Consider the following 20,075-nt stretch of genomic DNA (forward strand, 5'->3'; position numbering starts at 1 on the left):
GCCACAGATGATTATTGCCTGCGCGACAGATAGAAACTACGCTGAACTCGCAGGAGTGTTGGTTAATTCCATTGTCATGAACGGCGACGTTCCTGACGCGAAAATCATCATCTGCGACTTCGACTTGCGCGAAAAAGACAGGGAAAACATCCGAGCCTGTGCGATGGGCAGAGAAGTCGCTTTCATCAAAATTGAAGACGAAGTAAAAGCCAAGCTTTCCTCCTATCGGCGGACCGTATCATGGTCACGTGCCATGTACTGCCGACTCCTTCTTCCTGACCTGATCAGCGACACAGGCCGTATGGTTTATCTGGACAGCGACATGGTGGTGTTGCAAAGCCTGCGGCCGCTTTTCGAAATGCCTATGAATGGCTCTGCCGTTGGTGCGGTACCGGATGCAGGCCGCCCAGACAACATAAAACGTCGTAATCTGCGTCTCAAGCGCGATGAGAATGCCCGATATCTGAATTCAGGGACATTGCTGATCGATCTTGAAAAATGGCGAACCGATAACTTGGGTGAGAAATGCCTTTCCTTTCTCGACCATACCTCAACGGGCTATCCTGATCAGGATGCTCTGAATGTCGCACTTGGCGACTCCTGGGTCGAGATCGAAAGAAAGTGGAATTTCACCGAACTCGTTTCAACTGAGTTTCCTAAAGAGCATTATCTTCAGGCGGCTGTCCTTCATTATACATGGCGCAAACCCAATCTTGCCCATTGCGAACACCCTGCTCGTGACCTCTATCTGGCGCAGCGTCAAAACACACCGTGGAAGAACAAGCCACTGGTCTCGAATACGAAGCGCCGCATGAAGCGTGAGCTGAAAAAGCTGGACGTCCTTTTCGAGAAAATTGCGAAGCGCGCCCGATTGGCGTTTTCCCGCTAAGAACATCATATATTGGCGATAGGCCGACCCGATCATGGTCGACCTATCCTCTGTCAATGAAACTGTTGCCAAGTTCTTTCCGGCATTCTTCGACTTTGCCGCAAGCCTGCCGCTTACATACACACTGAACTACACAATTCGTTTGACGTCATCATTGCTCTTTCGTAACCGTTCGCTTCGAATCATCCGTCGCCGGACATAAACATATGAAACCCGCACAACTCGCTGCCTATCTTTTTCTCGCTGTAGCGTGGGGGTTCTCTTTTCTGCTCATCTTGCATGTCGTAGAAGCATTTGGCTGGGTGGGTGCGGTCACATTGCGTTGCTTCATTGCGAGCGCAGCTTTGCTTGTCATGGCCAGGATTTCGAAACGGAAACTTGATTTCAGCGCTGGCTGGCGAGCCTTCACAGCTGTTGGAGCCACCACTGTCGCGGGTCAACTCATCGGCCTGTCCTATGGCACACCCATCATTGGTACCGCGATGGCCGCCATTCTGGTCGCCAGCATCCCGCTGTTTTCCATGCTGATCGGCCAGTTATGGGGTCTTGAAAAAATCTCGCTTCAGAGCCTGCTAGGCATGATTCTTGGCTTCAGCGGCATCGTCGTCCTCGTGGGTTTTCCTGCCGTTCCGATCACATCCGCTTTTTTGGTTGGCTGCCTTGCCGTCATTCTGGGATGTATCTGCGCTGCTTTCGGAAGTAACTATGCCAATCGCCACCTTAAAGGTTCAGGTGCATTGGAGATCACGATCGGCTCGTTTCTTGCTGGTGGCATTTTGACACTGCCATTACTGCTTATTGTTCCAGTGCCGGGCCAACCAAGCTTCTTTGATGTCGCCTATCTTGCTGGATTGGCGGTCTTTATGAGCTCTTTAACCTATGTCACCTATTTTCGGTTGGTATCGCAGATCGGAGCAACGAAAGCCATTAGCGTCGAGTTTGTTGTGACGGTGATTGCCGTCATCATCGGTGCGTCTGTCCTGGATGAACCGATATCAGTCATGCAACTTTTCGGGACCGTCATCATCCTTTCAGGATGCGCACTGGTTCTCGGACTTTATCCAAAACGCAGTGATGCGGTGATCTTGCCTTGAATGAACTAAACATGACGCTTTTCTGAAATAGCTGTTTTACTACCAATACGCACTCAACATTTCCAACGTTTCCATGTATAATTGAAAGACTGAATTCTAAAAATTGGTATTCATCGGTTGCCAGATTGCGACAACGTGCCTAATTAACACGCGGCTTTCAGCAACTAAAATGTCACGGAATGTGTGACAGGGACGGTATAGGCAGGCATGGCAAGCGATCCGAATGATACAGATTTGCGAGACAGCCGTTTCGCCATGCTGCTATCGACACCGCTGCCGGAGCGTCCCGTTGCAGATAGCAGTATCCGTGTTGGCCGCACCGGACGTGAGTTTTGCATTTATCCGGCGCAGCTTGGGTATGATCTCCAGGAAGAACTGGATTTCCTGTCGAACCGGGTCATGGAACCCAATATTTTCTTCACGGGCAAACTTCTGGCGCCGGCAATGCCACGCGTTGATGAGAAGTCAGTCCGTTTCGCTTTGATGCGCGATGAAAATGGTGCACGCAGTCGCATGCGGTTTCTGATGCCTTTTACCGTCGAGAAGCCCGGCTTTTCAGTAGGACCATCGATTTTGCGTGGCTGGGCCAACCCTTTCGGACCGCTGGGCACCCCGCTTGTTGATGCAGAAGGCGCGGCGGAAACGATCGATAATCTTCTCGACGCTTTGGCGCAGCCTGAGCTTCGGTTGCCCGATATCCTCGTTCTGCCTCAGCTTCGGCTAGATGGTGCATTCGTGCGAATGATCAAGGCCATCGCTCTCAGCCGCAACTTGCCGCTGGCGACCGCAGAGCCGCACCAACGGATGATGCTTGAGAGCAAGATCGATGCGGGCCTCTATCTGCAAAACAACCTTCCGGCTTCACACATTGAAACCTTGCGCAACCATTGGCACAAGCTGGGCGCAGGTGGCGTTCTCACGCACGACATCGCCCGCCAATCGCAGGATATTCGCCTGCGGACGGAAGAATTTCTGGCCTTGGAAGCCAGTGGCTCGAAGGGTCGCAGGCGCTCCGCGCTTGCCAGCGACAGATACCGCGCGGCCTTTGCCCGCGAAGCCATTACGAACCTGGCGGAAATTGACGCTGTCCGTATCCACACGCTGAACCTTGACGGTGTTGCCATCGCATCGGCAGTTGTCTTCATGACAATGGGTGAAGCCTATGTATGGAAACTGGCGGTGAATGAGGATTATCGGCACCACGCCATTGATCAGCTCTTGATGGAGCGGCTGACCGAATGGCATCTGGATGACGCCAACATCCTGAAGACAGACAGTTGTGGTGCGGATGAAACCGGAGCCCTGTCCAGCTTCTGGTCTGAAAAGGCTGAGATGGGCACGCTGATCATCGGCCTCGCACAAAACAGCGACCGCGACGTGCGACAAGTGGCAGCGCAGGTGCACATGTACCGTAATACCCGCAACCTTGCCAAAGCACTGCGTGAACGCATCATGTCAATTGGCCGTAAATCCGGCAGTGCTGCCTAAATTTCCGGTAAAAAGGGGCGACAATGCACCCCTTTTTATGGAAATTCATGTCAGCGTGACGCTGTCTGAATCATGCGACAAAGTTGCGTCAACGCCGCATCATAGCCCCCGTTCAGAATATCCGCACAACGCTTGACAAGCCTCACCTGCTGCGAGCGTGACATGTTGTTGTAGGATACAATGGCATCCCGCACGGCGCCGGGTGGCGTTGTTCCCGGGCTGATAGGCCCAGTAGGCGTTCCGGGGGTGCCGATACCCACGCCAACATTCATGTCTACGCCGGTCTTTCCGCCAACACCGACATTTGCGTTTGCGTTGAGGCCCCGGCTGCCACCGACCGATGCATTAACATCCGCGTTCAGGCCGTTGCGTCCCCCGACGCTGGCGCTGGTATTGGCGTTAATGCCACCACGGCCTCCCACCGAGGCGTTGACGTCGGCACCCAAACCGCCGCCGCTTCTTCCGCCCACATCAGCGCCGGCATTGATGCCACCACTTCCGCCAACCGAAGCATTGGCGCTTAGACCGCCTCTGTCATTTCCACCCACACTTGCACTGACGCCGCCGACGCTAACATCCAGCGCAAACGCCTGAAATGGCAGTGTAATGCAGGCGGACACGAATAAAGAACATGCTACTTTTCTCATGGTCTCTCCTCCTCACGTGGGTGCGTTAAACATCGACAGTCCTCTAACCCACTGGAGGGACTAATATATAAGCAATAGCTTTATTTTAGAAGTCTTATATTTAAGTGATGCCTAATATTTGATTGCCAGCATTTCCCCATATGGTTCTGAATGGCACAGAGTGGACCAAGATCCGCGATAGACGAGCCCCCCCGGATGAGAATTCTCTCGGCACAGGCCTGCCTGCAACAATCATTTTTCTCGTGTCTAAATGTAGAAAATCCATTGCTGTCGCGCGCGTCGAATCTTGTGGACACTTTGCATCACTCGGTCCTAAACTGCGTCTGTATCTCTGCGGCGCTGACACTGCCCTTTCCACTTCGGAGTTATCGATGCCCACAACGCAGTTTTCACGTCGCACTCTTCTGCAAACGATAAGCCTGCTGATAGCTTCAACGGCACTCTCGCGTCCGCAGTCCGCCTGGGCAGCGCATGGCACCGGGCGCCTTGTGGTTGCAGCTGATTCAGAACCGAAAAACCTCAACCCCGCCATCGTCGCGTCCAACGGCGTTTTCTACATTTCCAGTAAAGTGATCGAGCCGCTGGCTGAAGCTTCTTACAAGGGAAAAGACGGACTGGAGCCGCTGCTTGCAACCTCTTGGGAAGGCTCAGACGATGGCCTCAGCGCCACCTTCAAGCTGCGGGAAGGCGTGACATGGCATGATGGAAAGCCTTTCACATCGGCAGATGTTGCCTTTTCTGCGATGTCCGTCTGGAAACCACTTCAAAATCTTGGGCGGTTGGTCTTCGCCAATCTTCAATCAGTCGATACGCCTGACCAACATACGGCAATCTTCCGGTTTTCAAAGCCAACCCCGTTCCAGCTCCTGCGCAACGCCCTGCCCGTGGTGACCAGCGTCATTCCAAAACACATTTATGAAGGCACGGATATTGCCACGAACCCCGCAAACACGAAGCCAATCGGTACAGGCCCCTTTGTCTTTGCCGAATACAAGCCGGGTGAATATTACCGCCTGACCCGCAACGCGTCGTACTGGCAAAAAGACGCTCCGAAACTCGACGAAATCATCTATCGCATCCTGCCAGACCGTGCTGGCGCAGCATCGGCACTTGAGGCGGAAGAAATCCAGCTTGCTGCTTTTTCAGCCGTCCCATTGTCTGATCTTGCCCGCATTGCCAAAGAGCCCGGTATCAAAGTCATTGCCGATGGATATGAGGCGTTGACATATCAGCTTGTTGTCGAAATCAACCATCGCCGCAAGGAGTTGGCTGATCTGAAGGTTCGGCAGGCCATTGCCCACGCTATCGACAAAAAGCTGGTGATCGACACTGTGTTTCTAGGTTACGCAACAGCATCCACCGGGCCAGTGCCGATAAACGCACCGCAATTTTATACCGCAGATGTTGAACGCTACGATTTTAGCGTGGCCAAGGCGAATGCGCTGCTCGATGAGGCTGGCTACACCCGTGACAGCAACGGTAATCGTTTCTCTCTCAAGCTGTTGCCCGCGCCCTATTTCAACGAAACGCGCCAGTTCGGGGCCTATTTGCGTCAGGCACTGGCCGCCATTGGCATAAAGGCCGAGCTTATCAACAACGATTCCGCCGCTCATCAGAAGGCCGTCTATACCGACCATGCATTCGATCTCGCCATTGCACCTCCGGTCTTCCGTGGAGACCCAGCCATCTCCACAACCATCCTTGTCAAGTCCGGCACGCCCGCCGGTGTCGGCTTTTCCAACCAGGGCGGCTACGAAAACAAGGCGCTGGATGCACTGATCGACAAGGCAGCGGAAACGATTGATGAGACCAAGCGCACGGAGCTCTACAAAGAGTTTCAGAAAGAGGTCACGCGCGATCTGCCGCTTATCAATGTTGCGGAATGGGGCTTCATCACCGTTGCGCGCGACAGCGTAGAAAATGTGGCCAGCAATCCGCGCTGGGCCGTATCCAACTGGGCGGACACGGCATTGTGGACGGACCAGTGAGCAGTGCAGCAGGCATAATCCAGCGCAGGTTGCTCAGCGCGATACCTGTGCTGGTCATCGTGCTGCTGGCGACATTTCTTCTGCTCGAAAATGCGTCTGGTGATGCTGTGGACGCCTATCTTGTGTCGATTGGCGGCGGAGATGCCATGTTGCGTGACACGTTGCGCAGTCAATATGGTCTCGATCAATCCATGCTGGCACGGCTGTGGCTTTATCTTTCATCCGTGGCACGGCTTGATCTTGGCTGGTCTGTCGCGTTTGACAGGCCGGTCTTGACGCTTATCCTCGAGCGGCTTCCCAATACTCTATTGTTGATGACAACCGCCACGGCACTATCATTCGTGGTGGGCTCTGCACTTGGCATCGTCGCGGGCGCAAAACCCGGCAGCTTGCGCGATCGGACATTGTCCACCCTATCACTCGCGCTCTACGCGATGCCCGGTTTTTGGCTCGGGCTTGTGCTGGTCATCGTCTTTTCCGTCAGTTTACGTTGGTTGCCGACATCGGGTCTTGAGACCATTGCCTCTGGCAAACAGGGCATAGATCGGGCGCTGGATATAGGCCGCCATCTCATCTTGCCTGTGGTCAGCCTTGGGCTTATCTATCTGGCATTGTTTCTGCGTGTCATGCGCAATGCAATGGCAGATATCTGGCCTTTGGAGTTCGTGGCATTCGCACAGTCGAAAGGTCTCACACACAGACGCATCGTTCTGCGCCATGTGGCACGCAACGCCGCCCTTTCCCTTGTGACAGTCCTTGGCCTGCAATCTGCGGCCATGCTGGGGGGAAGTGTAGTTATTGAAAGCGTGTTTGCCATTCCCGGCTTCGGCAGACTGGCCCATGAAGCCGTCAGCGGCAGAGACGCGCCATTACTGATGGGCATCATTTTATCGAGCGCAGTCTTCGTCATTCTCATCAATCTGGTTGTCGATTTACTGTATGCTGTGCTTGATCCGCGCATCCGCGCGCAGGGCGGCAGCGCATGACCGTTTTGCGATCCGTCACAAACAGTCTCGAAGGCCGGCTTGGTATCGTCATTCTCGGTGTGAACGCTGGCGTAGCTCTCGCCGCCCCCCTCCTCTTCCCGCAAGATCCGTTGTCGATTGTTGCATCGCCGCTCATCAGGCCCTTTACCGATTCCAATTTTCCGCTGGGAACAGATAGTCTGGGCCGGGATATGCTGGCCGGCCTGGTGCATGGCGCACGCGTTTCGTTAACGGTCGGACTGACCGCCGCCGCGGCTGCACTCTTCATCGGCATGGTCGTTGGCACGCTGGCGGGCTTTGCTGGTGGGATGATCGATGAGGCCTTGATGCGCGTGACAGACGCCTTTCAGATCGTACCCAGCTTCCTGCTCGCGCTTGCTTTCGTCAGCACCATCGGCCCCTCCACCCCCATTGTTGTCGTGGCGATTGCGCTCAGCGCTTGGGCGGATCCCGCCCGCCTGACGCGGGCGCAGGTGCTTTCCATTCGCGAACGGGACTATGTCGCATCTGCCCGTGCCATTGGCATGCACCCGCTGGAAATCGCATTTCGACAAATCCTGCCAAACGCACTGCCACCGGTGCTGGCACTGGCTGCCATTATCGTCGCTGCTGCCATTTTGACCGAAGCCGCACTTTCATTTCTAGGCCTTGGGGACCCCAATGTCGTCACATGGGGTTCCATGATTGCAGAGGGCCGCAACCTTCTTCGATCGGCTGCCTATCTCTCTGTCATCCCCGGCCTCGGGCTTCTGGCCACGGTGCTGGGTGTTTACCTCTTGGCAGAAGGCATCAACCACGCGTTGGCCAGACTGGGAAAGACGCCATGAGAACACGGCCCATCTGCACTGTGGAAAACCTCTCCGTTACCTATGCGGGGATGAAGCAACCCGCACTGGAAAACGTTTCGCTGATAATCCGTGCCAACAGGCGTCTGGCCATTATCGGCGAAAGCGGCTCTGGCAAGAGCACATTTGCAAAGACGCTCGCCAGGCTTTTGCCCAAAGGCGCAAAAGCCACGGGCGATCTCATCTGGAACATTCAGCCAGAGGGAAGATCCGACGCCTCGCCGCCCAAACCGGGCCTCGATATTGCCTATGTTTTTCAAGACCCGGGTGCCAGCCTCAATCCGGTCCTGACCATCGGGGAACAGGTTGCCGAAAGCGCAGTTCATCATCTCGGAATGTCGTGGGCGAAGGGCTTTGCGCATGCGCGCATCATGCTCGACCAGGTCGAGCTTCCAGCCTCCGCCACGCTTCTGAACGTCTACCCACACCAACTCTCCGGAGGGCAGCGCCAGCGTGTCGCGATTGCGGCGGCGATGTCTGCCGGTCCAAAAATCCTGATTGCGGACGAAGCGACAAGCGCGCTTGACACCATCACGCAGGCTGCAATCGTGCGCTTGCTGGACCGGCTGGTGCAGCAGAACGGGATGACACTGATCTTCATTACCCACGATATTGCGCTGGCTTCCTCGCTCGCGGATGATATCGCCGTGCTGAAATCAGGGCGCCTGCAAGAGGCCGGGCCAGCAGGATCCATCTTAACCAACCCGCAGACACCCTATACCAGACAGCTTGTTGAAGCCCATCTCGACCTCACCACACCGCCACTGATCGGGAGCCTGTAGACATGGCTCCTCTTTTATCCGTCGAGACGCTTTCCAAAACCTATCGGGGCCAAGGCCAGGTAAAACACGCCGTTCGCGATATTTCTTTCACGCTTTCGCAGGGCGAAACATTAGGCCTGGCAGGACCTTCAGGCTGCGGCAAGTCTACGCTCGCTCGTCTCATCATGCGCTTGGTAGAACCAGACGCGGGCACCATTTCCTTTCGTGGAGAGAACTGGCTGGCACGCCATGGCCGCCAACTTCGACAGGCGCGAAGGCACATGCAGATGGTGTTTCAGGATTCCCATGCCGCCTTCAACCCGCGATCCACAGTCGCGTCCGTCATTTCCGAGCCGCTGCGCATTCACGGTCTCTTCGCCGCAAAAGCGTTGGTGCATGAGGTCGAAAGACTTCTCGACCGCGTCGGTTTGCCAGCAGACTTATCGCCTCGGCCGATACTCGACCTTTCCGGCGGGCAACGGCAGCGCGTCGCAATCGCCCGCGCACTTGCCACCCGTCCCTCCCTGCTCGTCATGGATGAAGCCGTCTCGGCGCTCGATGTGTCTGTGCGCGCTCAGATCCTTTCCTTGCTGGTATCCATCCAGCGCGAGACCGGTCTCTCCTGCCTGTTCGTTTCGCATGATATTGCGGTTATCCGCGCCGTTTGCCACCGGGTTGCCATCATGGAAGCAGGCCATATGGTCGAATATGGCGAGACCCAACAGGTTATCTCTGCCCCACAATCCGAGATGGCACAGCGGCTCATCGCAGCGGTTCCGACATTTCAAATCGATAAGGAGAACCATAATGCCTGATCGTCACTGGGATCACCTGCTAGACATCCCCTCCTTCCCAGTTGATCACTACGGATCGCTGGCTTACCGACTTGCAGCCCTGATGGGCACGAGAAACGATGTTATCCTTGTGCAGGCCGAAGCTGTTGTTGCGCTGGAAGCGGTTGCGACAAGCCTTGCTCGACCAGATCGTCATGCCCTGAATATCGTCACCAGCCCCTATGGCACGTGGTTTGGAAACTGGCTTCAACGCGGGGGTGCCGATGTGGTCAATCTCTGCGCAAAACCGGCTCAACCCATCACCGTTGAGGCAGTCCGCGCAGCGCTGGATGCCAATCCAGATATTGCAGCTCTTGCAATCGTTCATGCGGAATCGGCCAGCGGCATTCTCAACCCGCTCGAAGACATTGTTGCGCTTGCCAGCGCGCGCGGTATTCTCACTATTGTTGATGCGGTGGCATCCATAGGCGGCCATGCCCTCGACGTGGATAGGCTCGGCATCGATATTGCAGTGATCGGCCCGCAAAAATCCCTCGCCGGGCCTGCTGGAGTATCTGCCGTGTCCATCAGCCAGCGGGCATGGACGGCGCTCGCACATGACAAGGCACCGAGGAACTCCATCCTCTCCCTTATGGACCAGAAAGAGCAGTGGCTGGAAAGCGGTCGCTTAGCCTTGCCGGGTACGCCAGCACCTCTAGAGTTCTTTGCCCTTGAAGCGGCACTCGATCGGATCGAGACCGAAGGCATGCATCAAGTCATCAGCCGCCATCAACGGGCAAGCGCGGCGACCCGCTCGGGCCTGCGTGCACTCAGCGTGGAACTATGGGCGAATGACATGGCCGCCTCTGCGCTCGTAACCACAGCAGTCCTGCCTGCTGATATCAACCGCACCGATTTTCTATCACGCCGAACAATAGCCGGTTCAGATCTGAGCTCAGGCGTGGGCCCCGGAACGGACCTGCTAGTTCGACTGAACCATACAGGCCAGCGCGCTTGCGAAGAAGCGGTTCTGGCAAATTTGACCGCATATGCAAAAGCACTTGAGACCGGCGGACACTCCACCAATCTTGAGTATGCGTTGCTCGCCGCTGTGGATGCCTACCGCCTTTGAGCGTCTAAGTGCGGGAATGACGGCTCAGGAATGAAACATCGGCGATACGGCAAGCGGCAAAATAGTTTTCTCTGGACGGACCCGATGTTCACGAAAGGAATCCCTGCGGCAATCTTGACGAAAACATGGCAATGCGCAAAACTTAACCTCTCGTTAACAACTGTGACGAAGAGGAACAGAAATGGTTGCTGGCTTCGATATGCTATCCTTTGACCTGTTCGGACTTGGTCGCAAGGCCAGGGAAGAGCGGCTCAACCGAGAGCGTGGGCTTACGCCTGAGCGAAAATCAGAAAAAGAATCCTCGGAACAAAAAGACCGCGATCAGGAACATGAACTGTTCTTCTGGTCGCTTTATCCAGTGATCTGATTCCGGTTAAAAACCGAGTTTATTGTTCTCGACGCCGCGAGGGGTAATTCCTTCGCGGCGTCGAGTGTTTAATGAGCGTATGTTCAACCCGGCAGAACCGGAAGCACGCAAACCTTATCCAGCCTTTGCCAGTTTCTTGGCAGCGACACGGGCACGAATGGATTCGACGTCGGACTTCGGTGTCGCGGCAAACAGCGAACGTGTGTAGGCGTGTTGCGGGTTGCTGAACACCTCTTCGCGGGAGCCGTATTCAACAGCCTCACCGAAATACATGACCATGACCTCATCCGCGATGTATTTGACGACCGACAGATCGTGGGAGATGAAAACATAGGTCAGGCCAAATTCGTCCTGCAAGTCCGATAGAAGGTTGAGCACCTGCGCCTGGACTGAAAGGTCGAGTGCGGAGACAGGTTCGTCCAGCACCAACAGCTTGGGGTTCAGCATCAACGCGCGCGCAATGGCGATACGCTGGCGCTGTCCGCCCGAAAACATGTGCGGATAACGATTGTAGTGCTCTGGGCCAAGACCCACACGCACCAGCATATCGTTGGCCTTTTCACGCCGTTCGGCAGCCGAGAGTTTCGTGTTGATCAGCAGAGGCTCGCCCAGCACATCGCCGATCTTCTGGCGTGGGTTCAGTGAACCATAGGGGTTCTGAAACACGATCTGCACCTTCTGGCGCATTTCTGGCGTCAGATGGCCCGGACGCGTATCAACCTTTTGTCCATCGATCAGCAAATCGCCCGATGTCGGCTCGTCGATGAAGGTCAGCATGCGGGCAAGCGTAGACTTGCCGCAGCCGCTTTCGCCAACGATGGCAAGAGTCTTGCCGGTTTCCAGCGCGAAGGAAACACCCTTCACTGCATGAATGATCTTTTCAGGTTTCATGAAGCCGCCGGGAAGGCGATAATCACGCTTCATATTGCGGATTTCGAGCATAGTGTTGTTGGTGGTCATGCCGTTTCTCCTGCTGTGCTGGAGGCCGGTGTGGGCGTGCCATCGAAGAACTGCGACACAGTTGTCAGGCGGTCACCTATCGCATTTTCAGGAAGGGCTGCCAGAAGTGCTTTGGTGTAATTGCTCTTGGGGTTTTCAAACAGCGAAAGCACGTCGGCCTCCTCCATCTTTTTACCCTTATACTGCACCACCACGCGGTCGGCGGTTTCGGCCACAACACCCATATCGTGGGTGATCATGATGAGGCCCATGCCATTTTCGGTCTGAAGCTTCATCAGCAGATCGAGGATCTGCTTCTGGATCGTGACGTCGAGCGCGGTTGTCGGCTCGTCGGCGATGAGAAGTTTCGGATTGCAGGCAATCGCGATAGCAATCATCACGCGCTGGCACTGGCCACCGGACATCTGGTGCGGATAGTGCTTGAGACGCTCTTCCGGGTCCGGCAGGCCAACGAGCTTGAACAATTCAATAGCACGTGCGTGACGCGTCTTCTTGTCCATGCCCATATGGATGCGCAGAACTTCCTCAAGCTGGAAGCCAACCGTAAAGCACGGGTTGAGGCTGGCAACTGGCTCCTGGAAGATCATGGCAATATCCTTGCCAATCAACTTGCGACGCTCAGACGCACCGATGTTCTGGATATCCTTGCCTTCAAACAACATCCGGTCAGCGGTGATCTTCGCGGTCCAGGGCAAGAGGCCCATGACCGCGAGCATCGAGACCGATTTGCCTGAACCGGATTCTCCCACGATGGCAAGAACCTCGCCCTTTTCGACGGAGACGGAAATGCCGTCGACTGCACGAAACCAGCCGCTGGCGGTTTGGAACTCGACGGTGAGATTATCGACTTGCAGAAGTGCCATATCAGGACCTCTTCAGTTTCGGGTCAAGCGCATCACGCAGACCATCGCCCACCAGATTGATGGCAAGAACGGTGATCAGGATGGCAAGACCGGGGAAGGTAACGACCCACCAGGCGCGCAGAATGAACTCACGCGCTTCGGCAAGCATTGTGCCCCATTCAGGTGCTGGCGGCTGTGCCCCCATGCCAAGGAAGCCAAGAGCGGCAGCATCAAGAATGGCATTGGAGAAGGACAGCGTTGCCTGAACGATGAGAGGACCCATGCAGTTCGGCAAAATGGTCTTGAACATCAGGCGCAACGGACCGGCACCAGCCAGACGTGCGGCGGTAACGTAGTCGCGTTCCTTTTCCGTCATCACGGCGGCACGCGTCAGTCGCACGAAGTGCGGCTGGAGAACAAGCGCGATGGCGATCATGCCGTTGGTGAGGCCCGGGCCGAGAATGGCAACGAGAACCAGTGCCAGAAGCAAAGACGGAAATGCCAGGATGATATCCATCAACCGCATGATGACCGTATCCAGCCATCCCCGATAATAACCGGCGATCACGCCGATGACGATGCCGGTGGACAAAGACAGGGTGGTTACGAAAACACCGATGAACAGCGAGTACTGCGCACCGTGGATGAGGCGAGACAGAATGTCACGGCCCAGCGGGTCCGTACCCAGAGGATAGCTCCAGTTGCCGCCTTCAAGCCAGGCCGGCGGAAGTAGAATGACTTCACGGTACTGCTGGAAGGGCGAATGCGGAGCAATCAACGACGCGAAGATGGCGACGAAGACGATGATCGCGAAAACATAGAGGCCGATAACGGCGCCACGGTTTTCGGAGAAATAGTGCCAGAATTCGGAAAGCATCTGACGGCGCATTGCCGCGCTGCTCACCGGCTGGCTTTGAGTGGTTTCAGCCATGGGAATACTCAACCTTCTAGTGGCGGATGCGCGGATTGATCAGGCCATACAGCACGTCGACAATCAGATTGACGAACATGATGATACCGGCGATGAGCAGCAATCCACCCTGAATGACGGGGTAGTCGCGGCGGAAGACACTGTCGACCATCCACTTCCCAATTCCCGGCCACGAGAAAATCGTCTCGGTCAGGATCGCGCCTGCAAGCATGACACCGATCTGCAGACCAATCGTGGTGATGACGGGTATCAGCGCATTGCGAAGCGCGTGAAGACCGACCACACGAAACGGCGACAAGCCCTTGGCGCGCGCGGTGCGAATATAATCATCCGACAATACTTCCAGCATGGCAGAACGGGTCTGACGCGCGATGACGGCAAGCGGTATCGTTGCCAGCACGATCGATGGCAGGATCAAATGGCTGACAGCCGAGGAGAACGCACCCTTCTGGCCAGACAGAAGCGAGTCGATCAACATGAAGCCTGTCACGGGCGGGAAGTAGAACATTAGCGAGATGCGTCCCGATACCGGCGTCCATTGCAGAATGCCCGCAAACAGGATGATCAGCAGCGGCCCCCACCAGAATATCGGCATGGAGTAGCCGACAAGCGAAACGCCCATCATCGTCTGGTCAAAGAACGAGCCACGCTTGATCGCCGCGATAACGCCGGCAGGAACACCAATGGCGATAGCCAGTAGGATCGCACAGAGCGACAATTCGACGGTCGCTGGAAACAGCGCGAAGAACTGGTCGATAATGGGTGACTTGGAAACAATGGATGTTCCGAAATCACCTGAAAGGATGCCCTTCAGGTAATCCAGATACTGGATGACCATGGGGCGGTCCATGCCAAGAGCGGCGCTGATCTGCGCGTGTCGCTCTGGAGACATGACCCGTTCACCCGACAGCAGGGCGACAGGGTCGCCCGGCAAGAGCCGGATAAACATGAATGCGATGATAGAAACCCCGATGAATGTCGGGATGAGCACGGCTATGCGCCGCACGAGAAAGCCAATCATGAAAAACCTTCGATCTGTTCCGCCTGGAACCTATGCGCTGGTAGTAGCGACCTTTTCGGTCTGCTTCTTTGTTGTTTAGAGATACTTCAGAACGCAAGTGCCGCGCGCCTTGAGACAAGACACGCGGCATTTTCAGATGCGTTGAATATTACTCGGCGATATCAACGTTTTCGAATGTGAAGTCACCCAATGGGCTCTGCACGAAACCAGTGACTTCCTTGCGCATTGGAACAACAGACAGGGAGTGGTCGATGGTGGCCCAAGGTGCCTGCTTCTTGAAGACAACCTGTGCCTCTTCGTAAAGCTTGGTACGCTCGGCCTGGTCGGTCGTGACCTTTGCCTTCTTCACGAGAGCGTCGAACTCCTTGTCGCACCACTGCGCACGGTTGTTTCCACCAACAGCATCGCAACCCAGCAGCGTATCAAGGAAGTTGTCCGGATCACCATTGTCACCGGTCCAGCCGAGGAACACGGCACCGTCGCGGTCCTTAGCCTTGGAACGATCGAGATATTCGGCCCATTCGTAGGAAACGATCTCAACCTTAACGCCGATCTTGGCGAAATCATCCTGGATGACTTCAGCGGCGCGGCGAGCGTTCAGCATGTAAGGGCGCGAAACCGGCATCGCCCAAACCTTCATCGAAAGGTCCTTGACGCCTGCGTCTGTCAGCATCTTCTTGGCTGCTTCCAGATCGTAAGTGTCGTCTTGAACCTTGTCGTTGTAGGACCACATTGTTGGTGGCAGTGGGTTCTTGGCAGGTGTTGCCATGCCCTGGAATACGGCATCAACAATAGCCTTCTTGTTGATGGCTTTGTTCAGCGCAATGCGCACTTCCGGCTTATCGAAAGGAGCCTGCGTCGTGTTGTAAGCGAGGTAGGCAACGTTGAGGCCTTCCTGCTCCAGGATCGTCAGGCTCTTGTCAGCCTTCATGGACTGAACGTCAGCAGCGTTCGGGTAAGGCATCAGGTGGCATTCGCCAGCCTTGAGCTTCTGGTAGCGAACGGCAGCATCGGTCGTGATCGCGAAAACGAGATCGTCAACCTTTGGCGCGCCGCCCCAATAGTCCTTGTTGGCCTTGAAGCGGATGACGGCATCCTGCTGGTAGGCAACGAAGGCGAAAGGACCGGTGCCAACTGGCATCTGGTTCAACTGAGCCTGCTTGCCATCAGCGGCCAGCTTGTCCGTGTATTCCTTCGAGATGATCGAAGCGAATGGCATTGCGAGGTTGGCGAGGAACGGTGCTTCAGGGCGGTTCAGCGTGAACTTGACCGTCATGTCGTCAACTTTTTCGACAGACTTGATCAGCTTGGGGAAGCCCATGCCTTCAGCATATTCCCAGGACGTGCCTGGTACATACTGGTGCCAAGGGTTGTCGGTCTTGATCTGACGATCGATCGACAGGATGACGTCGTCTGCATTGAGATCACGCGTTGGCGTGAAGAATTCTGTAGTCTGGAACTTAACGCCCTTGCGGAGCTTGAACGTGTAGACAGTGCCGTTCTCAGACACTTCCCAGCTCTCGGCAAGACCGGCAACAGGCTTGGTTGTGCCTGGTTCAAATTCCAGCAGGCGGCTGTAAACTGTGTGGGCCGAGGCATCAAATGTCGTGCCTGCGGTGTAAAGACCCGGATCGAAACCTTCTGGCGAACCTTCCGAGCAATATACGAATGTCTTCGCGCTTGCGGCAGGCGCAAAGCATGTCGCCGAAAGCAAGGCTGCAGCGATTAGGCCAAGTTTATATCTCATCAATGAGCTCCCAATTTTTGTATTCGGCTCGCTTATTCTGCGACTACCGATGCGTCGTGGTTATAAGAAACTTTGCACATACTCAAGCGGGCACGCGGAGCCTTCACAGTAGTTTTTGTTCAAAAGTTTAACTTCGCGTGATTTTGATACTAATTTAGGCAAAAGAATTAGAATTCTGTCCTTCCCATGGAAGAATTCTACGTCCTGGTTTTTCGTAAGAGACTGCGGCAGGAAGAGCAATCCAGCCCAGCGCCACAGAGCGAAAAAACTGGGCGCTTCACACAGAATCACCGGCTGAACCTCAGCCGGTGATAAGTATTTTCACGTGTTGTTTAGTGGTTGTCGCGTGGCACGCCCTTTGTCTGGGCAATACGCTGGTACTTGATGGCAGGCTCGAGAACCGCGCCCGATTCCATCTGGCCAACGATGCCGCGCTGGATTTCCTGCCATGGCGTCTGGTGGTCTGGATACTTGTATCCTCCAGCCGCTTCCAGTGCCTCGTAACGCGCAGCCAACTCCTCAGCTGAAATCACGATATCGGCCTTGCCCTTGCCCACGTCGATACGGACCTTGTCGCCTGTCTGGAGAATGGCAAGACCGCCACCCGCAGCCGCCTCTGGCGACGCGTTCAGAATGGACGGGCTGCCAGATGTGCCGGACTGACGGCCATCGCCGATGCATGGCAGCGAGGTGATGCCCTGCTTCAGCAGGTAATCAGGCGCGCGCATGTTGACGACTTCTGCCGCACCCGGATAACCGATTGGGCCGGCACCACGCATGAACAGAACCGTGTTGGCATCGATACCCAGCGACGGGTCGTCGATGCGGTGGTGGTAATCTTCTGGACCGTCGAACACCACAGCCTTGCCTTCGAAAGCTTCGGGATCGTTGGGGTTGGAAAGATAACGTTCACGGAATTCCGGCGAGATAACGCTGGTCTTCATGATGGCGGACGAGAACAGGTTTCCACGCAGAACGCGGAAGCCAGCACGTTCCTTCAGCGGCTGATCGAACGGACGAATGACCTTTTCGTCTTCGATAATCGCGCCACGGCAGTTCTCGCCAATGGTCTTGCCATTGACCGTCATCGCGTCTTCCTTGATCAGGCCCTGGCCCATCAACTGGTTGACGACAGCTGGAACGCCGCCCGCGTGATAATAGTCTTCACCGAGATATTCACCGGCAGGCTGAAGGTTGACGAGCAAAGGAACTTCTTCGCCATACTTCTGCCAGTCATCCACCGTCAGCTCGACGTCAAGGTGACGTGCCAGACCGTTAAGATGGATTGGCGCATTGGTGGAGCCACCGATGGCCGAGTTGACCCGGATGGCGTTGATGAACGCATCCTTGGTCATGATGTCGGAAGGCTTCAAGTCTTCTCTGACCATTTCAACGATACGCATACCCGTGAGGTAGGAAATTTCCTGACGGTCGCGGTACGGAGCAGGAATGGCGGCAGAACCTGGCAACTGCATGCCGAGCGCTTCAGCCAGCGAGTTCATGGTCGTGGCCGTACCCATCGTGTTGCAATAGCCTGTGGATGGCGCCGAGGACGCAACGAGCTTGACGAAACCGGCATAGTCGATCTCGCCCTTTGCCAGCAGTTCACGTGCCTTCCAGACGATGGTGCCGGAACCTGTACGCTCACCACGGAACCAGCCATTGAGCATGGGGCCGACAGACAGCGCGATAGCGGGAATGTTGACGGTAGCCGCCGCCATCAGACAGGCAGGCGTGGTCTTGTCACAGCCAATGGTCAGCACAACGCCGTCAAGCGGGTAGCCGTAGAGCACTTCCACGAGGCCGAGATAGGCGAGGTTACGGTCGAGACCAGCTGTCGGACGCTTACCGGTTTCCTGGATAGGGTGAACCGGGAATTCGATGGCAATACCACCTGCTTCGCGGATACCTTCGCGCAGACGATGAGCCAGCTCCAGATGGTGGCGGTTGCACGGAGACAGGTCCGAACCCGTTTGCGCGATGCCGATGATGGGGCGATCCGACTGCAATTCGGCCTGGCTGAGACCGAAGTTCATGTAACGCTCCAGATAAAGCGCTGTCATGTCAGCATTGTCGGGATTGTCGAACCATGCGCGAGAACGCAGCTTACCGCCCTTAGCCTGCGTTGCGGGTGGGTTGGTCAGGTCTTTCATAGCTTTGGTCTCCAGCAGAAATGGCAAATGGGTACGACACAGGATGCGACGACCTTATGATGAGGAAAAGAGAGAAATACGGCCATAAGACGCGCAAAGCAGGTGCGGCTCTGAAAAGCCCCTGTTTAGGTCGACCTTTTGAAGACAGTCGATGACGATCGTCACGAAATTTCCGCCCTGAATTCTTCTTTTGTCTGCTCTCATCTGCGACAATTGACGTAAGCCGTCAATTGTCACGATTAGCAGTGTATATTCGTATTACTAATTTGCGCAAAGGTCGCTTGTCAAGGCGAGTACGGGTGCGGTTTCGCATCCGTTAAAAAAATATTACGTGATGTTTTTCTATTGTAAACCCTCACTAATTTTAAGTTTTTACAACTCTGGCTCATTGTTCAGCACAAGAAAATGCTCGCATAGCACTTTTCAAAGGTAATACTATATGCTCATATCGGCTTGTCTTAGCCGAATTCATCTCTGGGAGGATTACAGATGAAAAAAGCACTCGCGGCGGTTACCGTCGCTCTTTCCGCATGTCTGGCTTCAGGCGTTTCCGCAAAAACCCTCACCGTTGGCTTCTCGCAGATCGGCTCCGAATCCGGTTGGCGCGCTGCTGAAACCACTGTTACCAAACAGCAAGCTGAAAAGCGCGGTGTAACGCTGAAATTCGCAGATGCGCAGCAGAAGCAGGAAAACCAGATCAAGGCCATCAGGGGCTTTATCGCACAGGGCGTCGATGCCATTTTCATCGCACCCGTTGTCGCAACCGGCTGGGATGCCGTGTTGAAGGAAGCCAAGGAAGAGAAAATCCCGGTTATCCTGCTCGACCGTCAGATCGAAGCTCCAGACAGCCTTTACTTGACAGCCGTAACATCCGATCAGGTTCATGAAGGCAAGGTCGCTGGCGAATGGCTTGCCAAGGACGTTGGCTCCAAGAACTGCAAGGTTGTCGAGTTGCAGGGCACAACAGGTTCGTCACCTGCCATCAACCGCAAGAAGGGTTTTGAGGCTGGCATCGCGTCCCACGCCAACATCAAGATCGTTCGCTCGCAGACCGGCGACTTTACCCGCACAAAGGGTAAGGAAGTCATGGAAAGCTTCATCAAGGCTGAAGGCGGCGGCAAGGACATCTGCGCCGTTTACGCCCATAATGACGACATGGCTGTTGGCGCAATCCAGGCCATCAAGGAAGCGGGCCTGAAGCCTGGCACTGACATCAAGGTCGTATCCATCGATGCGGTTCCTGATATCTTCAAGGCCATGGCTGCCGGTGAAGCCAACGCGACTGTAGAACTGACGCCAAACATGGCGGGGCCGGCTTTCGACGTGCTTGAAGCCTATCTCAAGGACAAGAAAGAGCCTGCAAAATGGATCCAGACGGAATCCAAGCTCTACACGGCATCTGATAACCCGATGAAGGTTTATGAGGAGAAGAAGGGACTCGGCTACTAAGC

Annotated in this window: 18 protein-coding genes; 11 read left to right on the forward strand and 7 right to left on the reverse strand. The window is 55.4% G+C overall.

Annotated elements, in window-relative coordinates:
- Window positions 1-7: 7 nt before the first annotated feature.
- The 3 genes from IFT53_RS10810 (at window position 8) to IFT53_RS10820 (ending at window position 3,471) form a co-directional block, all read left to right on the forward strand.
- Window positions 8-889: a glycosyltransferase family 8 protein gene (locus IFT53_RS10810; RefSeq protein WP_192064707.1), complete on the forward strand. Its 882-nt coding sequence runs from the start codon at window positions 8-10 to the stop codon at window positions 887-889.
- Between the two features lie 206 nt (window positions 890-1,095).
- Entirely contained in the window at window positions 1,096-1,983 is an 888-nt protein-coding gene (locus IFT53_RS10815; protein WP_192064708.1) for a DMT family transporter, read from the forward strand.
- Window positions 1,984-2,190: 207 nt separating this feature from the next.
- Window positions 2,191-3,471 carry a GNAT family N-acetyltransferase gene (locus IFT53_RS10820; protein WP_192064709.1) on the forward strand — a complete coding sequence of 427 codons (1,281 nt, stop codon included), beginning with the start codon at window positions 2,191-2,193 and terminating at the stop codon, window positions 3,469-3,471.
- Window positions 3,472-3,521: 50 nt separating this feature from the next.
- Here IFT53_RS10820 and IFT53_RS10825 read toward each other — a convergent pair whose 3' ends face one another.
- On the reverse strand, window positions 3,522-4,118 hold the full coding sequence (locus tag IFT53_RS10825; protein ID WP_192064710.1) for a hypothetical protein: 597 nt from the start codon (window positions 4,116-4,118) through the stop codon (window positions 3,522-3,524).
- Between the two features lie 371 nt (window positions 4,119-4,489).
- Between IFT53_RS10825 and IFT53_RS10830 the strand changes: the two genes are divergently transcribed.
- From IFT53_RS10830 to IFT53_RS10860, 7 genes are all read left to right on the forward strand, one after another.
- The gene (locus IFT53_RS10830; protein ID WP_192064711.1) at window positions 4,490-6,106 is read left to right on the forward strand and encodes an ABC transporter substrate-binding protein; all 1,617 of its coding nucleotides are present in this window, start codon (window positions 4,490-4,492) and stop codon (window positions 6,104-6,106) included.
- Entirely contained in the window at window positions 6,103-7,092 is a 990-nt protein-coding gene (locus IFT53_RS10835) for an ABC transporter permease (RefSeq protein ID WP_342365801.1), read from the forward strand. Before IFT53_RS10830 ends, IFT53_RS10835 begins: the two co-directional genes overlap by 4 nt.
- Entirely contained in the window at window positions 7,089-7,919 is an 831-nt protein-coding gene (locus IFT53_RS10840; RefSeq protein WP_192064713.1) for an ABC transporter permease, read from the forward strand. The genes IFT53_RS10835 and IFT53_RS10840 overlap by 4 nt, the downstream gene beginning before the upstream one ends.
- Window positions 7,916-8,719, forward strand: coding sequence for an ABC transporter ATP-binding protein (locus IFT53_RS10845; protein WP_192064714.1), 804 nt, complete (start codon window positions 7,916-7,918; stop codon window positions 8,717-8,719). The genes IFT53_RS10840 and IFT53_RS10845 overlap by 4 nt, the downstream gene beginning before the upstream one ends.
- Window positions 8,720-8,721: 2 nt before the next feature.
- Window positions 8,722-9,513 (forward strand): ABC transporter ATP-binding protein, encoded by a 792-nt coding sequence (locus IFT53_RS10850; protein ID WP_192064715.1) that lies wholly within the window; start codon window positions 8,722-8,724, stop codon window positions 9,511-9,513.
- Window positions 9,506-10,603, forward strand: a complete 1,098-nt coding sequence (locus IFT53_RS10855; RefSeq protein WP_192064716.1) for a pyridoxal-phosphate-dependent aminotransferase family protein — start codon at window positions 9,506-9,508, stop codon at window positions 10,601-10,603. Before IFT53_RS10850 ends, IFT53_RS10855 begins: the two co-directional genes overlap by 8 nt.
- Before the next feature lie 181 nt (window positions 10,604-10,784).
- Window positions 10,785-10,970 carry a hypothetical protein gene (locus IFT53_RS10860; RefSeq protein WP_042616540.1) on the forward strand — a complete coding sequence of 62 codons (186 nt, stop codon included), beginning with the start codon at window positions 10,785-10,787 and terminating at the stop codon, window positions 10,968-10,970.
- 114 nt (window positions 10,971-11,084) lie between these two features.
- Here the strand turns inward: IFT53_RS10860 and IFT53_RS10865 are convergent, their stop codons facing one another.
- The 6 genes from IFT53_RS10865 to IFT53_RS10890 form a co-directional block, all read right to left on the reverse strand.
- Window positions 11,085-11,930, reverse strand: coding sequence for a dipeptide ABC transporter ATP-binding protein (locus IFT53_RS10865; protein WP_192064717.1), 846 nt, complete (start codon window positions 11,928-11,930; stop codon window positions 11,085-11,087).
- A complete protein-coding gene (locus IFT53_RS10870; RefSeq protein WP_192064718.1) occupies window positions 11,927-12,793 on the reverse strand; it encodes an ABC transporter ATP-binding protein in 867 nt (288 codons plus the stop codon). The genes IFT53_RS10865 and IFT53_RS10870 overlap by 4 nt, the downstream gene beginning before the upstream one ends.
- A 1-nt stretch (window position 12,794) precedes the next feature.
- Window positions 12,795-13,703, reverse strand: a complete 909-nt coding sequence (locus IFT53_RS10875) for an ABC transporter permease subunit (protein WP_192064719.1) — start codon at window positions 13,701-13,703, stop codon at window positions 12,795-12,797.
- 16 nt (window positions 13,704-13,719) lie between these two features.
- Window positions 13,720-14,724, reverse strand: a complete 1,005-nt coding sequence (locus IFT53_RS10880; RefSeq protein WP_192064720.1) for an ABC transporter permease subunit — start codon at window positions 14,722-14,724, stop codon at window positions 13,720-13,722.
- Window positions 14,725-14,872: 148 nt separating this feature from the next.
- On the reverse strand, window positions 14,873-16,471 hold the full coding sequence (locus IFT53_RS10885) for an ABC transporter substrate-binding protein (protein ID WP_042616544.1): 1,599 nt from the start codon (window positions 16,469-16,471) through the stop codon (window positions 14,873-14,875).
- A 332-nt stretch (window positions 16,472-16,803) separates the two neighbouring features.
- A complete protein-coding gene (locus IFT53_RS10890) occupies window positions 16,804-18,624 on the reverse strand; it encodes an IlvD/Edd family dehydratase (RefSeq protein WP_192064721.1) in 1,821 nt (606 codons plus the stop codon).
- Between the two features lie 489 nt (window positions 18,625-19,113).
- On the opposite strand from IFT53_RS10890, the gene ytfQ reads away from it, so the two are divergent.
- Entirely contained in the window at window positions 19,114-20,073 is a 960-nt protein-coding gene (gene ytfQ, locus IFT53_RS10895; RefSeq protein WP_042616546.1) for a galactofuranose ABC transporter, galactofuranose-binding protein YtfQ, read from the forward strand.
- Window positions 20,074-20,075: the final 2 nt, after the last annotated feature.

Origin of the sequence: Rhizobium sp. CFBP 13644 (assembly GCF_014842165.1) — a bacterium.
Taxonomy (GTDB): Bacteria; Pseudomonadota; Alphaproteobacteria; order Rhizobiales; family Rhizobiaceae; genus Agrobacterium; species Agrobacterium tumefaciens_C.

What these genes read in the sequence shown, in the direction of transcription:
- IFT53_RS10820 (WP_192064709.1), top strand. Translation starts at nt 2,191, where the DNA reads ATGGCAAGCGATCCGAATGATACAGATTTGCGAGACAGCCGTTTCGCC.
- ytfQ (WP_042616546.1), top strand. Translation starts at nt 19,114, where the DNA reads ATGAAAAAAGCACTCGCGGCGGTTACCGTCGCTCTTTCCGCATGTCTG.
- IFT53_RS10855 (WP_192064716.1), top strand. Translation starts at nt 9,506, where the DNA reads ATGCCTGATCGTCACTGGGATCACCTGCTAGACATCCCCTCCTTCCCA.
- IFT53_RS10850 (WP_192064715.1), top strand. Translation starts at nt 8,722, where the DNA reads ATGGCTCCTCTTTTATCCGTCGAGACGCTTTCCAAAACCTATCGGGGC.
- IFT53_RS10860 (WP_042616540.1), top strand. Translation starts at nt 10,785, where the DNA reads ATGGTTGCTGGCTTCGATATGCTATCCTTTGACCTGTTCGGACTTGGT.
- IFT53_RS10845 (WP_192064714.1), top strand. Translation starts at nt 7,916, where the DNA reads ATGAGAACACGGCCCATCTGCACTGTGGAAAACCTCTCCGTTACCTAT.
- IFT53_RS10840 (WP_192064713.1), top strand. Translation starts at nt 7,089, where the DNA reads ATGACCGTTTTGCGATCCGTCACAAACAGTCTCGAAGGCCGGCTTGGT.
- IFT53_RS10875 (WP_192064719.1), bottom strand. Translation starts at nt 13,703, where the DNA reads ATGGCTGAAACCACTCAAAGCCAGCCGGTGAGCAGCGCGGCAATGCGC.
- IFT53_RS10870 (WP_192064718.1), bottom strand. Translation starts at nt 12,793, where the DNA reads ATGGCACTTCTGCAAGTCGATAATCTCACCGTCGAGTTCCAAACCGCC.
- IFT53_RS10880 (WP_192064720.1), bottom strand. Translation starts at nt 14,724, where the DNA reads ATGATTGGCTTTCTCGTGCGGCGCATAGCCGTGCTCATCCCGACATTC.
- IFT53_RS10865 (WP_192064717.1), bottom strand. Translation starts at nt 11,930, where the DNA reads ATGACCACCAACAACACTATGCTCGAAATCCGCAATATGAAGCGTGAT.
- IFT53_RS10890 (WP_192064721.1), bottom strand. Translation starts at nt 18,624, where the DNA reads ATGAAAGACCTGACCAACCCACCCGCAACGCAGGCTAAGGGCGGTAAG.
- IFT53_RS10830 (WP_192064711.1), top strand. Translation starts at nt 4,490, where the DNA reads ATGCCCACAACGCAGTTTTCACGTCGCACTCTTCTGCAAACGATAAGC.
- IFT53_RS10810 (WP_192064707.1), top strand. Translation starts at nt 8, where the DNA reads ATGATTATTGCCTGCGCGACAGATAGAAACTACGCTGAACTCGCAGGA.
- IFT53_RS10885 (WP_042616544.1), bottom strand. Translation starts at nt 16,471, where the DNA reads ATGAGATATAAACTTGGCCTAATCGCTGCAGCCTTGCTTTCGGCGACA.
- IFT53_RS10815 (WP_192064708.1), top strand. Translation starts at nt 1,096, where the DNA reads ATGAAACCCGCACAACTCGCTGCCTATCTTTTTCTCGCTGTAGCGTGG.
- IFT53_RS10825 (WP_192064710.1), bottom strand. Translation starts at nt 4,118, where the DNA reads ATGAGAAAAGTAGCATGTTCTTTATTCGTGTCCGCCTGCATTACACTG.